The sequence below is a fragment of the Exiguobacterium sp. Leaf187 genome (assembly GCF_001423925.1).
GTDB classification, from domain to species: domain Bacteria; phylum Bacillota; class Bacilli; order Exiguobacteriales; family Exiguobacteriaceae; genus Exiguobacterium_A; species Exiguobacterium_A indicum.
Map to the genome: position 1 here is coordinate 1,077,582 of NZ_LMPR01000009.1, position 11,618 is coordinate 1,089,199.

The 11,618-nt window shown below is 47.0% G+C and carries 17 protein-coding genes; 3 read left to right on the plus strand and 14 right to left on the minus strand.

Translation table 11 applies throughout. The annotated features are described in order from the left end of the window. Nucleotides 1-18: 18 nt before the first annotated feature. The gene (gene rpmF / locus ASF99_RS09920; protein WP_012370841.1) at nucleotides 19-192 is read right to left on the minus strand and encodes a 50S ribosomal protein L32; all 174 of its coding nucleotides are present in this window, start codon (nucleotides 190-192) and stop codon (nucleotides 19-21) included. Between the two features lie 46 nt (nucleotides 193-238). Continuing rightward, complete coding sequence (locus ASF99_RS09925; protein WP_023468813.1) at nucleotides 239-763, minus strand: YceD family protein; 525 nt, start codon at nucleotides 761-763, stop codon at nucleotides 239-241. Between the two features lie 156 nt (nucleotides 764-919). On the opposite strand from ASF99_RS09925, the gene ASF99_RS09930 reads away from it, so the two are divergent. Then, nucleotides 920-2,071: a tRNA(Met) cytidine acetate ligase gene (locus ASF99_RS09930; RefSeq protein WP_023468814.1), complete on the plus strand. Its 1,152-nt coding sequence runs from the start codon at nucleotides 920-922 to the stop codon at nucleotides 2,069-2,071. On the opposite strand, the gene ASF99_RS09935 is transcribed toward ASF99_RS09930, so the two are convergent. Genes ASF99_RS09935 through ASF99_RS09955 form a run of 5 tightly spaced genes read right to left on the minus strand, consistent with a single transcriptional unit; the run spans nucleotide 2,044 to nucleotide 4,907 of the window. Beyond that, nucleotides 2,044-3,042 (minus strand): SepM family pheromone-processing serine protease, encoded by a 999-nt coding sequence (locus tag ASF99_RS09935; protein WP_023468815.1) that lies wholly within the window; start codon nucleotides 3,040-3,042, stop codon nucleotides 2,044-2,046. The two genes, ASF99_RS09930 and ASF99_RS09935, sit on opposite strands and share 28 nt — an antisense overlap. Continuing rightward, nucleotides 3,042-3,533, minus strand: coding sequence for a pantetheine-phosphate adenylyltransferase (gene coaD / locus ASF99_RS09940; protein WP_023468816.1), 492 nt, complete (start codon nucleotides 3,531-3,533; stop codon nucleotides 3,042-3,044). The genes ASF99_RS09935 and coaD overlap by 1 nt, the downstream gene beginning before the upstream one ends. Further along, nucleotides 3,530-4,111, minus strand: coding sequence for a 16S rRNA (guanine(966)-N(2))-methyltransferase RsmD (gene rsmD, locus ASF99_RS09945; RefSeq protein ID WP_074668417.1), 582 nt, complete (start codon nucleotides 4,109-4,111; stop codon nucleotides 3,530-3,532). Before rsmD ends, coaD begins: the two co-directional genes overlap by 4 nt. A 46-nt stretch (nucleotides 4,112-4,157) precedes the next feature. Continuing rightward, complete coding sequence (locus ASF99_RS09950) at nucleotides 4,158-4,415, minus strand: YlbG family protein (protein WP_023468818.1); 258 nt, start codon at nucleotides 4,413-4,415, stop codon at nucleotides 4,158-4,160. A gap of 24 nt (nucleotides 4,416-4,439) precedes the next feature. Next, nucleotides 4,440-4,907, minus strand: a complete 468-nt coding sequence (locus ASF99_RS09955) for a YlbF family regulator (protein WP_217448912.1) — start codon at nucleotides 4,905-4,907, stop codon at nucleotides 4,440-4,442. A gap of 74 nt (nucleotides 4,908-4,981) precedes the next feature. Between ASF99_RS09955 and ASF99_RS09960 the strand changes: the two genes are divergently transcribed. Both ASF99_RS09960 and ASF99_RS09965 read left to right on the plus strand, forming a co-directional pair. Continuing rightward, nucleotides 4,982-5,749 carry an ATP-grasp domain-containing protein gene (locus ASF99_RS09960; RefSeq protein ID WP_231681737.1) on the plus strand — a complete coding sequence of 256 codons (768 nt, stop codon included), beginning with the start codon at nucleotides 4,982-4,984 and terminating at the stop codon, nucleotides 5,747-5,749. 110 nt (nucleotides 5,750-5,859) lie between these two features. Next, entirely contained in the window at nucleotides 5,860-6,210 is a 351-nt protein-coding gene (locus ASF99_RS09965; protein ID WP_023468821.1) for a YugN family protein, read from the plus strand. A 146-nt stretch (nucleotides 6,211-6,356) separates the two neighbouring features. Here the strand turns inward: ASF99_RS09965 and ASF99_RS09970 are convergent, their stop codons facing one another. The 7 genes from ASF99_RS09970 to ctaD all read right to left on the minus strand — a co-directional run bounded on the left by ASF99_RS09970 (nucleotide 6,357) and on the right by ctaD (nucleotide 11,586). Then, on the minus strand, nucleotides 6,357-6,614 hold the full coding sequence (locus tag ASF99_RS09970; protein ID WP_023468822.1) for a hypothetical protein: 258 nt from the start codon (nucleotides 6,612-6,614) through the stop codon (nucleotides 6,357-6,359). Between the two features lie 6 nt (nucleotides 6,615-6,620). Next, nucleotides 6,621-7,226: an SCO family protein gene (locus tag ASF99_RS09975; RefSeq protein WP_023468823.1), complete on the minus strand. Its 606-nt coding sequence runs from the start codon at nucleotides 7,224-7,226 to the stop codon at nucleotides 6,621-6,623. Nucleotides 7,227-7,238: 12 nt separating this feature from the next. Next, nucleotides 7,239-7,700 (minus strand): DUF420 domain-containing protein, encoded by a 462-nt coding sequence (locus tag ASF99_RS09980; RefSeq protein ID WP_023468824.1) that lies wholly within the window; start codon nucleotides 7,698-7,700, stop codon nucleotides 7,239-7,241. An 18-nt stretch (nucleotides 7,701-7,718) separates the two neighbouring features. Further along, entirely contained in the window at nucleotides 7,719-8,624 is a 906-nt protein-coding gene (gene ctaG, locus ASF99_RS09985) for a cytochrome c oxidase assembly factor CtaG (RefSeq protein ID WP_023468825.1), read from the minus strand. Between the two features lie 131 nt (nucleotides 8,625-8,755). After that, nucleotides 8,756-9,085 carry a cytochrome C oxidase subunit IV family protein gene (locus tag ASF99_RS09990; RefSeq protein WP_023468826.1) on the minus strand — a complete coding sequence of 110 codons (330 nt, stop codon included), beginning with the start codon at nucleotides 9,083-9,085 and terminating at the stop codon, nucleotides 8,756-8,758. A 1-nt stretch (nucleotide 9,086) separates the two neighbouring features. Continuing rightward, nucleotides 9,087-9,716, minus strand: coding sequence for a cytochrome c oxidase subunit 3 (locus tag ASF99_RS09995; protein WP_023468827.1), 630 nt, complete (start codon nucleotides 9,714-9,716; stop codon nucleotides 9,087-9,089). Between the two features lies 1 nt (nucleotide 9,717). Beyond that, nucleotides 9,718-11,586, minus strand: coding sequence for a cytochrome c oxidase subunit I (gene ctaD / locus ASF99_RS10000; protein ID WP_029342162.1), 1,869 nt, complete (start codon nucleotides 11,584-11,586; stop codon nucleotides 9,718-9,720). Between the last annotated feature and the right edge of the window lie 32 nt (nucleotides 11,587-11,618).

An 11,618-nucleotide genomic window follows, 5' to 3' on the forward strand; every position in this document is an offset into this window, starting at 1 on the left:
TTATACCGATCAATCAGCTTATTTGCTGACGATTTCTTTACCTTTGTACGAGCCACATGCTTTACAAACGCGGTGTGAAAGTTTCATTTCACCACAGTTTGGGCACTCGACCATACCTGGTACACGGAGTTTGAAATGAGTACGGCGAAGACGTTTGCGTGTTTTCGACGTTCTGCGGAATGGTACTGCCATCGTTGTCCACCTCCTTGAAAAAATACACTCGCCTTTACTTCAGAAATCAGGAATCCTGATCTTTTTTAAAGAACTGAGCGAGACCCGCGAGTCGCGGATCGATTTTTGGTTCGGTTTCCTCTGGATCTTCTTCAGAAAGAATCGTCCAGCCTTCCCCCTCAACCAACTGATTCTCTTCATCATCCCCATGCACTTGCACTGGCACATGAAGTAAAATCAATTCTTGCACGAGCGGTCGAAGATCGACCGTATTCCCGATCGGCACGTTGATGTCATCTGCTTCGTTCGAAACAGCATCGACCTCGAGCAGGAATGGCTCGATGGATTCAATCTCGAATGGATAAGCGACGTCATTTAGCGTCCGGGCATCCGGAAGCGTCATTTCGCCGGTAATCCGAAGATTGAATATTAATTGATTCGATGTAAACGATGCATTTGCACGAACGTGCACAGGTTGCACCGCCCGGATATCCGGATGGAGGGCGACTAGCTCATTGAGCTCGATCGTCTCGTTAACCTGAAGTTGACCCAGATTGCGCAATTTATTCAATTGCATCAGGGACCATTTCATCCGAATCACCTCAATTGCAACAATATGAATTATAGAGAGGACATCTTGTTTTGTCAATGTTTTTTCTTTACACTGAAATCGCTAGAGAACGAACACTTTTGGACGTCTTTATCCATATTACCGCACTTAATTCGGTTTGCAAAGGAGAAAGTTTTCATGAGGATGACAGCTATCATTTCAGAGTACAATCCGTTTCATAACGGACACTATTATCAAGCGACAACAGCACGACGGGAAACGGATGCCGACGTCATCGTCGCCATCATGAGCGGGACGTTCATGCAGCGTGGTGAGCCCGCCTTTACGGATAAATGGACACGTGCTCAGGCAGCCGTCGCGAGCGGTGCCATCGATCTCGTTCTTGAACTTCCCTTCTATTTTGCTGTCCAGCGTGCTGATCGCTTTGCACTCGGTGGTGTGACGATTGCCGAGACAATCGGCTGTCAGTCGCTTTCGTTTGGAAGCGAGTGTGGAGACATCGAACCTTTTCTGCATGCGGCAGCGGAACAGATCGAAGAGACACCTGCATACAAGCAAGCGTTACACGATGGATTATCAGCGGGCCTCTCTTCTGCTCACGCCGCCAGTCAAGCATTCAGGAGCGTCTCACAGACGCTTGATTTGACACAACCGAACAATACGCTTGGCTATTATTACGCTCGCGCCGCAAATACCCTATCGCTCCACACGACGAAACGGATTGGAAGTGGCTACCACGACTTATCCACCGGGGACATCATGAGCGCCACCGCGATACGCGCCCATCATCAGACACACGGTCAGCTGCTTGCACTTCCTGAACAGACCGAAGACGTCTTAGCAAGTGCCTCTTTCGCCAACTTCTCGCATTATTATCCATGGATTCGACAACGTCTACTAACGACTCCAGTACCCGAGTTGATGCGAATCGCTGGGATCGACGCTTCGTTAGCACCACGACTCATCGAAGGGGCTAAACAAGCAACGACGTTCGACACCTTTCTGAATTACGTCAAAACACGCCGTTATACGCGGACGAGCCTGCAGCGTGCCTTGATCTATCTATTGACCTCAACGACGGCAGAGGAGGTCGCACGGATCGATTACGACCATGTTGATTTCGTTCGTCCCCTCGCCTTTTCAGAACGAGGACGACAGGCACTCAAAACCATCAAAACGCGGACTGCCGTATTCAGCACCTTCACGAGTCATCCTTGGCTAACGAAAGAAAGCCAAGTGACAGCTGCATATGCACTGCCATTGGCTCGCTACGACGCGTTGCTTGAACACCGTCGCTTTCCTTATTTCGCTGGAAGTTCTTCTAAATAATCAATCGCATCTTCGACTGTCTTGATCGGAACGAGCTTCATGTTCGTTCCGAGTTTTTTGATGGATGGTTTTGCTTCTTTGTAGTTCTCTCCTGCTGGTACGAACATGATTTCTGCTTCTGCCTCGTCTGCAGCGACCACCTTTTGCCACGCTCCACCGATTGGTCCCACCTTGCCACCTTCTTCAATGGTTCCTGTGCCGGCGATTTTATGCCCTTTCGCCAAATCTCCCGGCGTCAATTGATCATAGATTTCAAGAGTGAACATCATTCCTGCAGAAGGTCCCCCGACGTCTTCGACCTGAAACTCGATCTCAGGATCCGTCTTCACGTTCGAGATCGGGAGCGGTTCGTAAATGCCGAGCCCGACTCGCTTGACCTCTTTAGATAACTGATCCACTCGAATCGTCGTCTTCTTGTCTTCCGATTTACGCGTGAACTGAATCGGAACAGCTGTTTTGGCTTTTTTTGCTTGAATCGTCTTCATGAAACCTTCAAATGACGTAATCGGTTTTCCGTCAACACTTGTAATCCGATCCCCTGCCTTCAGTTTCCCTTCGGCTGGACCACCGGGAATGACGCCGGAGACGTAGACCCCTTCGAAATCGACATCGACCTTTTGATCCGCTAATTCATACGCTTCGATTGTTGCGTTATGTTGTGCTTCTTCCATATACAGCTTCTGACGCGTTTCATACTGCGCGTCCGACTCGCCGTCGTACAGATAATCACTTACACTCGATGTTTCGGAGAACGGTAGAAATAAGCTTTCAATGAGAAAGTAAGGCGTTGCCCGACGTTGTGCGATCGTCAGCATCATCAAATCTCCCGGTTCCTTGTCGCCTCCAGATACTTCAATCAAATCTTCCGTCGACGTCGCGTCACCCGGATAGGAGATGAAATAAGGAAGTGGTAAGAAAAATACGATCAAGGCAGCGATGATCGCTGCTAAGGCAGGTTTCCAAGCTTTCATCACAGTTCTCCTTTCGCATATTTCTGACGTAGCGCCTCTTCGACGGAAGGCGGTACGAGATCGGCAACGGAAGCACCATATTTGGCAGCTTCCTTGACGATCGAAGAACTCAAGAAGGAATACTGATTATTCGTCATCATGAATAGTGTCTCGATTTGATCGTTCATCTTCTTGTTGATAGAAGCGACTTGCATTTCGTATTCAAAATCCGAAACTGCTCGTAAACCGCGTACGATCGCGGTTGCTCCAACTTCTGCCGCATAATCGACCAGTAGACCATTAAAGGAATCCACCTTGATTTGAGGTAGGTGCGATGTCACATCGGCAATTAACTCCATCCGTTCCTGGACAGAAAAGAGTGGTTGCTTCGAAGAATTATTCAGTACGGCAACGATGATCTCATCAAAAATCGGAACGGCACGCTCGATGATGTCTAAATGTCCGTTCGTGATCGGATCAAAGCTACCTGGGCAAATGGCGATTCGTTTCATTCGTGGTCTTCCTCCGCTTCCATGAATTCGTACAATGTAATCGAAATGACAGCGGAATAACGAAGTCGACGCACGACTTCTAGTCGTCCGATCTGGTCCGGTAATTCAACCGCTGAGTCATGTTCACAGACGATGACACCATTGTCCGTCAACATATTGTGTTGCTCTATGTACGTGACATGTTCCGTCAATCGCTCTTTTGCATAGGGAGGGTCTAGATAAATCAACTTAAACGGCTCTTCAGATGCGAGTTCCGTTAAAGCGATCGCTACATCTTTTTTTAAAACACGTGCTTGGTCCGTATAGCGCGTCGTTCGTAAATTATCTTGGATCGTTTGGATCGCTTTATGGTGTTGGTCGACGAACACCGCCTCATCGCATCCTCTTGAAAGAGATTCAATCCCAAGACCACCGCTCCCCGCAAACAGATCCAGTGCTCGTCCTCCGTTGAAATAAGGACCGATGACGTTGAATAAGGATTCTTTTACCTTATCCGTCGTCGGTCGTGTTTGATCCCCTGGCACTGCTTTTAATCGTGTACCTTTCCGTTCCCCTGAAATGACTCGCATTTCCTTCATTCCTTTCAACAAAGAAGCGACGAGGATGTCCTCATCGCTCCATGGATTATGCTTCTTCTGGCATTTTACCTTTTTTGTTCGCGAACGTCTCCGTGATGAACGGTCGTTCTGAACGTTTGATCGATTCGACGAACGGGAGAGTCGAAATGACTTCCATCACCTGTTCATGCTGATCTAAATCGACATACAGATGAACGTATCGTTCACGTTTAGACGTAAAGTAGACGTTCCCGTAACGGCGTAATTGACGGGATGCTTTCATCGCATTGACATAGACGATGAGTCCCACTCGTTCCTTGATCACGCCAGCCTACCCCCTTCACCTTCGTTATCCGCTACAGCTACAGCTGCCACCGGTCGAACAACCTCCAGCGCATCCTTGATCGAAGAAAGGATTTCCCGTCGGTACTTTAATTTGCGGTGATACTTCTCCAGCGAGCTTCAGACTGATTTGTCCGAGTAACGTCTCGAGTTGTTTTTCCGCCTTTTTAAACTGCGCGACTTCCTCTTGTAAATCAAGTCGCCGTTTGACTTCATGGACCCTTTTCGTGATCGTCTGATAGTCAGGATGATACCGTCCGAATCGCTGTACGAGTTCGTAGTCCTCCTTGACTTGATGAAAATCGCGAATGACAGCCTGTGCCTCTGTTGACTCTTGCTGTGCTTGTTTCGCACATCTATATGCTTGCCCCGTTTCACTTTGAGCGAGAGATCGAATGAGGTCTTCCGCTGCGTTGATGAGGTCAATCGTCTTATCGGTATATATCACAACGAATCTCCTCCTTAACTTTACCATCTTATCATAACATTTCTCTCCCTCCTAGCCTGTTGAATTGTGTATAATTTGTTCAGAAGGAAGGAATGAACTTTATGCAACTGCTCTCTTTTAATATGTTCCGGACGATTGGAATCAAGACGGAACATGCCAAATCAGATTATCACTTTGATTCCTTGAAAAAAATCGAACAGGCGGATGTCGTCCTGTTCCCGGAATACTGGCAAATCCACTCAATCATCTACGGAATGAAAAAACCGATTTTCCCGTCGGCTGCTACGTTCCACTTAGGTCATGACAAGATCGAGATGACGCGGATTTTTCAAACCGTCATTCCGGATAACATCCCTCGAACCGGCATCTATGGAAAAAATGAATTCACCGTCGAACGTGTCTTACGTGAATTTTCGTTTCCGTTCGTTGCGAAGACAGTCCGTAGCTCCATGGGACAAGGTGTCCATCTCATCAAAAATGAAACAGACTGGAAGAAATACACGGATACACACGAGACGTTCTACATTCAGGAGTACATTCCGAATGAGAAGGACTTACGTGTCGTCGTCGTCGGCGATCAAGTTCTTGCTGCGTACTGGCGCGTCGGTGGTGCTCAGTTCTTAAATAACGTCGCTCAAGGTGGTGTCCTTGATTTTGATGATGTGCCACAAGGAGCGATCGACTTCGTGCTCGCTCTCGCGAAACAGCTCGATATCGATCACGCTGGTTTTGATCTCATCATCCGTGACGGACAGTGGTACGTTCTTGAGTTCAATGTCTTCTTCGGTGGGGAAGGTCTCAATCACCTTGGTATCCACGCACCGGATACGATTCTTGAATATGTCGAACGAAAATATGGAAGTTCATGAATTCTTCAAAATGACTTCACATCTTTTACGTCATCGTTTCATTCATTATGGTATGATAGTTTGGAAAGACTAGTATCTACTAGCAAACTGGGGTATAGGGGGATTCAAACATGAAGTTTGAACAATATGGCATCGAAGGCAAGGAACTGAAGTTCGGTCTTCTCGAAACAATCATGGAACATCACCGCTTCGTTCGTGAAGGACAGTGGGATTACGAACGCGCGATGTACGACATGAAATATGAAAAACAATCAACAGGTGAAGTATTCTACCTGCGTGTTCCTGTCTATGCGATCCAAGGCGAGATTGAAGACCGCCATGCTGTCGTTCGTATGATGACACCACTTCTCGGTAAACATTACTATCCACACGGTGTCGAGTATGATGAGACGTTCCCTCCGGAAATCGTCAAAGACTGCGAACGTCGTTTAGCAGCATTGCTCGAAACACTCGAAAAATAAGATCCACACGTAGAGGTTCCAATGAGGAGCCTCTATTTTTTTGTTTTTCATGCCAAACAAAAAAGCTAACGACCTCGCATCATCCACGAAATCATTAGCTGTTCTGTCCACCTGATTGTTATTCTTTAATACACGCGAAATCGCTTTTAACGCGCGACGAATTGTACATAAGATACGACATCGTCTCCGAGCTGAATCCCAAGCTGCTCGCGTACATGAAGATAAAGTGCGTGAAGTGACGTTGCCGGTGCATTGACCTTTACGCTAAATGCAATCTCTTCCCGGTCCATCCGTTTGATCCGGGAGTGATGGATTCCATAATCCTCGATCGCACAAGCAAGTAATTCCTCGATGGCTTGAATAGAGACGGTAACATCTCCTTGCATGTACTCTTCATAAGTCATCTACCTTCACTCCTTTGCTAATTGTGTGACCGAAGACATGACCTCTTCTAAGTCGACCGGTTCATCCGGTGTCTTCGCCATAGACGAAATCGCCCGTACTTTATTCTCACGGTCCAAAATGAACATTTGTGTTCCGTGTGTCACCAAGCCGCTCTCAGCCTTCGAGTAATAGAAATTCAACTGACGTGTCAAACGATCGATGACGACTGGATCTCCCGTCAATACTCTCCACCCTTTGGCATCTGCTTCAAAGTTCGAAGCATACTTTTTCAAGACTTTCGGTGTATCCACTTTTGGATCAACCGTCACTGCGACGAGTTCGACGTCACTTCCGTACAATTCTTCGCTCCGAAGCTTCTTCTCAAGCTTACGGTAATCATTTAACGTCAACGGACAAATATCAGGACAGTTCGAGTAGAAGAACGTCAACACTTTGACTTTTCCGTCTTCCGAATTGAATGATTTTCCGTCTACGGCATTCGTTAATTCAAATGGTGTCGGTTCAGCGATGACAGGTAACTTTTCTTTCATGAAGAAATAATAATATCCCCCGGCTGCCGCAACTAAGATAAGGACGACGGCAGCGACCGTCAAGTAACTATTCTTTTTCAAGTTGGCTCCCCCTTAATGACTCCAGATCGCCCGGAATACGTTCGTCGTCTCACCCGGATCGTAGACGACATATAGTAAGCAATACACGATCACACCAGTAATGGCTGTCAAAAACCAAACGATTGAGGCAACCGGTCCGATTTTACGGTGACGTGCAAAGTTCTTCTTATACGCGTGATAGAGTGCCATCAAACCGAGCACCCCACCAGATGTCGCAAGAAGAATGTGGAAGATCAAGAATCCTGTGTAGTAAGCTTTGACGGACTCTGGACCGCCAAAGGCTGTGTTACCGAGCAGAATCGTCCGCAAGGCATACATGATGAAGAATAATAAAGCGAGTGCAGCTGCAATCGTCATCACGGTTTGGTGAGCTTTCATGTTACGACGCGTTTGGGCGATCAAAAACCAGCCAATCGCTACGAAAATCGCACTGATGACAATCAGCGACACACAAATCAACGGCAAATAACTCATGTTCCAACTTCCTCCAATTTAATCCGCTTTTGGTGTGAAGGACATGCCTTCATCCACGGCAGTACTTTTTGAACGGCGCACCCATGTAAAGAAGGTCAGTCCGAAGAATAGACCATACACGAGTTCTTGACCGAGCTTCATGAGGACACCACCAAAGCGTTGGTCCTCTAATAAGTCATCTGTCGTTCCGAGCAATCGTTCCAGGTTCAATCCGCTTAAATCATTGTTCGGCATACAGTAAGCGAGTACTTTCGCGAACGTAGCTGGATCCTGATACGCTTGATACTGAAAACTTTGACTGAAGATCATGAAGGCACAGGCTGGTGTCAACAACACACCATTCGCTACGATGTAGACCATCTTCTTCAGGTCAGAAAGGCTGTCCGCCTCATTGACCGGTGCGATGATCGGATACCACATCGTCATACTCAAGAAAATCAATGTTCCGTGGAACAGACGGTGAACGGTATAGTTCGTCAAGACATAATCAAAAATAAATGGCATGTGATAGAACGTAAACAAGGCATTAAAGACGACAAGTGCAATCAACGGCTTGATGAAGAAGCGAAGAATTCTTCCAAGATACGGTGTATCGAACAAGCGCTTATAAAGCCACTCTGGTATCGCAATCAACAAGAGCGGCGGTGCGACCATATAGACGAATACCATCTGCAGCATATGTGCTGAGAACGTGATATGTGCTAGCAGGTCTAACGGACTTCCAAAACCGATGTAAAAAACGATCAATGCCGCGAGCATCGAAAACTTTTGCCCAAGCGTTGTTTCCGGCTCATCCGGACGACGCAACTTTTCTGTCACGACAGCATATAGGATATACAATCCAACGAGTATCAACGCATAATACGGACTCCATAAGACAGTCCATTCGAATTGCGAAAGTGCTCCCCTTAAATTGCCTAACATATTTTTTCACCCCGTTCCTTTCTCTTACAAACTAAGATTACCGTTCCCCTATTTCATTGTAAAGGTTTCTCATAAAACGATTCCAAAATAAAAGACCATCCTGCTAAACGTTAGCAGAATGGTCACATTTCTTACCAGATCAACAGACGAAGCGTCGCAACGATCGTCAAGGCGACGAATACACCGAGACCCATCATGACTTTGATCCATGTGTTGCCTTTGTTGTTCATATGCATGAACATGTAAAGCTGAAGGTAAACCTGAACGATTGCCATGATGATCAAGAAACCACCAGCTGCCCAGTGCGGCATGAGATCAGCCATGACAGCACCGAAAGCGATGAGTGTCAAGAAAATCATGAGTGCGAAACTGATGAGTTGCAGTTGTGTCTCACGACCACGTTCTGCTTTCATCTCAAGCTCGATTTGATTGCGCGTAAGTTGCGGTTCGTGTTTTTCCATCTTATTTCACCATCCCCATGAGGTAGACGACTGAGAAGATAAAGACCCAGACGACGTCAATGAAGTGCCAGTAAAGACTTGAAACATAGTACTTCGGCGCATTCACGACCGTGATGCCACGGTTCCAGTTCCGGATGAGCAATGTTGAGATCCAGAGAAGACCGAACAAGACGTGCGCACCGTGGAAACCGACGAGAGTGTAGAAGGCAGAACCAAATGCACTCGACGTGAACGTATGACCGATGTGGTAGTAGTGATTAAACTCATAAATCTCACCACTTAAGAATCCAAGACCGAGAAGCAATGTGATGATGAGCCAAAGCTTCATCTTTTTCACATCATTACGTTTCATTGCCATCATTGCAAGAACGCTTGTTAATGAACTCGTCAAGAGAAGCATCGTCATGATGAAGACGAGACCCATTTCAAAGATGTCATAACTGCGTAATCCTTCTTTTGCACCGGAGTTATGGAGACCGATGTATGTCCCGAAGAGAGAGGCGAACAAAGTCGTCTCTCCTCCAAGGAAGAACCAGAAGGCTACATATTTATTCTTACCCTCAAGTGTCGCTTTTTCAACATGATCCGGAATACCCGTGATCGGGTTATTCGGTACTGAATGATGACCCATCTTACTTCGCCTCCTTTTCTGCTTCAAGGCGTAGATCTTCTTCGACGACTGATTTCGGGATGTAGTATCCTTCATCGTCAATCCAAGAACGGAAGAACATCGCGATCAATGTCATCGCAAGACCAATCAAGGCAACGACGAGACCAACAGTTCCATAGTCTAGGCGAAGAATAAATCCGAGACCTGCAAGGAATAGACCGACTGACATGACGAATGGCAAGATCGTGTTATTCGGCATGTGGATATCGCCGACTTCTTCCGATACAGAAACTGTTTTGTTTCCTGCCATTTTTTCGAGCCAATACGTATCCAAACCTTTGACGAGTGGGATTTGAGCGAAGTTATACTCTGGAGTTGGAACTGGAAGTGTCCACTCAAGTGTACGTCCATCTCCCCAGACGTCGCGTTTTACATATTCTTTTGACATCAATGCTGCTGCAATCGAAATGACGAGAACGATCGTCGACACACCCATGAAGGCTGCCCCAATTGATGAAAGTAAGTTCATTGTTTCCCAGCCTTGGTTTGGCAAGTACGTGAAGACACGACGTGGCATACCTGTAAGACCAAGAATATGTTGCGGGAAGAACGTCAAGTGGAAGCCGATGAAGAACAACCAGAATTGAATTTTTCCCCAGAATTCGTTGAGCTGTTTCCCGAACATGAGTGGGAACCAGTAGTAAAGACCTGCGAAGAGACCGAAGACAACCCCACCAACGATAACGTAGTGGAAGTGAGCTACTACGAAGTAACTGTCATGGTACTGGTAATCGGCAGGTGCAACAGAAAGCATAACCCCTGTCATACCACCAACAAGGAATGATGGAATGAACGCGACCGAGTAAAGCATTGCGACTGGGAACGTCAACTTACCGCCCCATAGCGTAAAGAGCCAGTTGAAGATCTTGACCCCTGTCGGTACAGCAATCGCCATCGTAGCTACGGCGAAGATCGCGTTTGCGACTGGACCGAGACCAACTGTGAACATGTGGTGGACCCAAACCATGAATCCGAGGAAACCGATCAACATCGTCGCAAAGACCATCGTCGTGTAACCGAAGAGACGCTTACGAGCAAATGTAGGAATGATTTCAGAGAAAATACCGAATGCCGGTAAGATCAAGATATAAACTTCCGGGTGACCGAAGATCCAGAAGAGGTGTTCCCAGATGACGATGTTCCCGCCCGCTGCCGGGTCGAAGAAATGCGCTCCGAAGAGTCGCTCGAACGTCAAGAGGAACAATCCAACCGTAAGTGGTGGGAATGCGAAAACGATCAAGGCAGAAGCAACGAATGCTGTCCATGTGAAGAGCGGCATCCGCATCAGTTTCATACCTGGTGCACGCATGTTCAAAATCGTAACGAGGAAGTTAATCCCCCCCATAAGTGTACCGAAACCAGAAATCTGAAGACCCAACGCGTAGAAGTCTACACCGAGAGACTCAGGTACCGTCGAGAGTGGTGCGTATGCAGTCCACCCTGCGTTCGGTGCAGCGCCGAAGAACCAAGAAAGGTTCAACAAGACTCCACCGAAGAAGAACAACCAGAAACCAAGTGCATTCAAGAATGGGAACGCAACGTCACGTGCCCCGATTTGAAGCGGTACTGCTGCGTTCATGTATCCGATCAACATCGGCATCGCTGCCAAGAAGATCATCGTCGTACCGTGCATCGTGATCAATTGGTTAAAGAGTTCACCGCTGACGAAATCGTTCATCGGTTTAATCAATTGAAAACGAATCATTAGGGCTTCTACGCCACCGACTAGAAGGAAGAACAATCCAGACATGATGTAGAGAATCCCGATTTTCTTATGGTCGACTGTCGTTAGCCAGTCCATGATGCCGCTTTTTTTCTGCGGCATACCCATAGTATGTGTCCCCACTATGATTCCCCCTTAAA

What these genes read in the sequence shown, in the direction of transcription:
- rpmF (WP_012370841.1), bottom strand. Translation starts at nt 192, where the DNA reads ATGGCAGTACCATTCCGCAGAACGTCGAAAACACGCAAACGTCTTCGC.
- ASF99_RS09925 (WP_023468813.1), bottom strand. Translation starts at nt 763, where the DNA reads ATGAAATGGTCCCTGATGCAATTGAATAAATTGCGCAATCTGGGTCAA.
- ASF99_RS09930 (WP_023468814.1), top strand. Translation starts at nt 920, where the DNA reads ATGAGGATGACAGCTATCATTTCAGAGTACAATCCGTTTCATAACGGA.
- ASF99_RS09935 (WP_023468815.1), bottom strand. Translation starts at nt 3,042, where the DNA reads ATGAAAGCTTGGAAACCTGCCTTAGCAGCGATCATCGCTGCCTTGATC.
- coaD (WP_023468816.1), bottom strand. Translation starts at nt 3,533, where the DNA reads ATGAAACGAATCGCCATTTGCCCAGGTAGCTTTGATCCGATCACGAAC.
- rsmD (WP_074668417.1), bottom strand. Translation starts at nt 4,111, where the DNA reads ATGAAGGAAATGCGAGTCATTTCAGGGGAACGGAAAGGTACACGATTA.
- ASF99_RS09955 (WP_217448912.1), bottom strand. Translation starts at nt 4,907, where the DNA reads ATGGTAAAGTTAAGGAGGAGATTCGTTGTGATATATACCGATAAGACG.
- ASF99_RS09960 (WP_231681737.1), top strand. Translation starts at nt 4,982, where the DNA reads ATGCAACTGCTCTCTTTTAATATGTTCCGGACGATTGGAATCAAGACG.
- ASF99_RS09965 (WP_023468821.1), top strand. Translation starts at nt 5,860, where the DNA reads ATGAAGTTTGAACAATATGGCATCGAAGGCAAGGAACTGAAGTTCGGT.
- ASF99_RS09970 (WP_023468822.1), bottom strand. Translation starts at nt 6,614, where the DNA reads ATGACTTATGAAGAGTACATGCAAGGAGATGTTACCGTCTCTATTCAA.
- ASF99_RS09980 (WP_023468824.1), bottom strand. Translation starts at nt 7,700, where the DNA reads ATGAGTTATTTGCCGTTGATTTGTGTGTCGCTGATTGTCATCAGTGCG.
- ctaG (WP_023468825.1), bottom strand. Translation starts at nt 8,624, where the DNA reads ATGTTAGGCAATTTAAGGGGAGCACTTTCGCAATTCGAATGGACTGTC.
- ASF99_RS09990 (WP_023468826.1), bottom strand. Translation starts at nt 9,085, where the DNA reads ATGGAAAAACACGAACCGCAACTTACGCGCAATCAAATCGAGCTTGAG.
- ASF99_RS09995 (WP_023468827.1), bottom strand. Translation starts at nt 9,716, where the DNA reads ATGGGTCATCATTCAGTACCGAATAACCCGATCACGGGTATTCCGGAT.
- ctaD (WP_029342162.1), bottom strand. Translation starts at nt 11,586, where the DNA reads ATGGGTATGCCGCAGAAAAAAAGCGGCATCATGGACTGGCTAACGACA.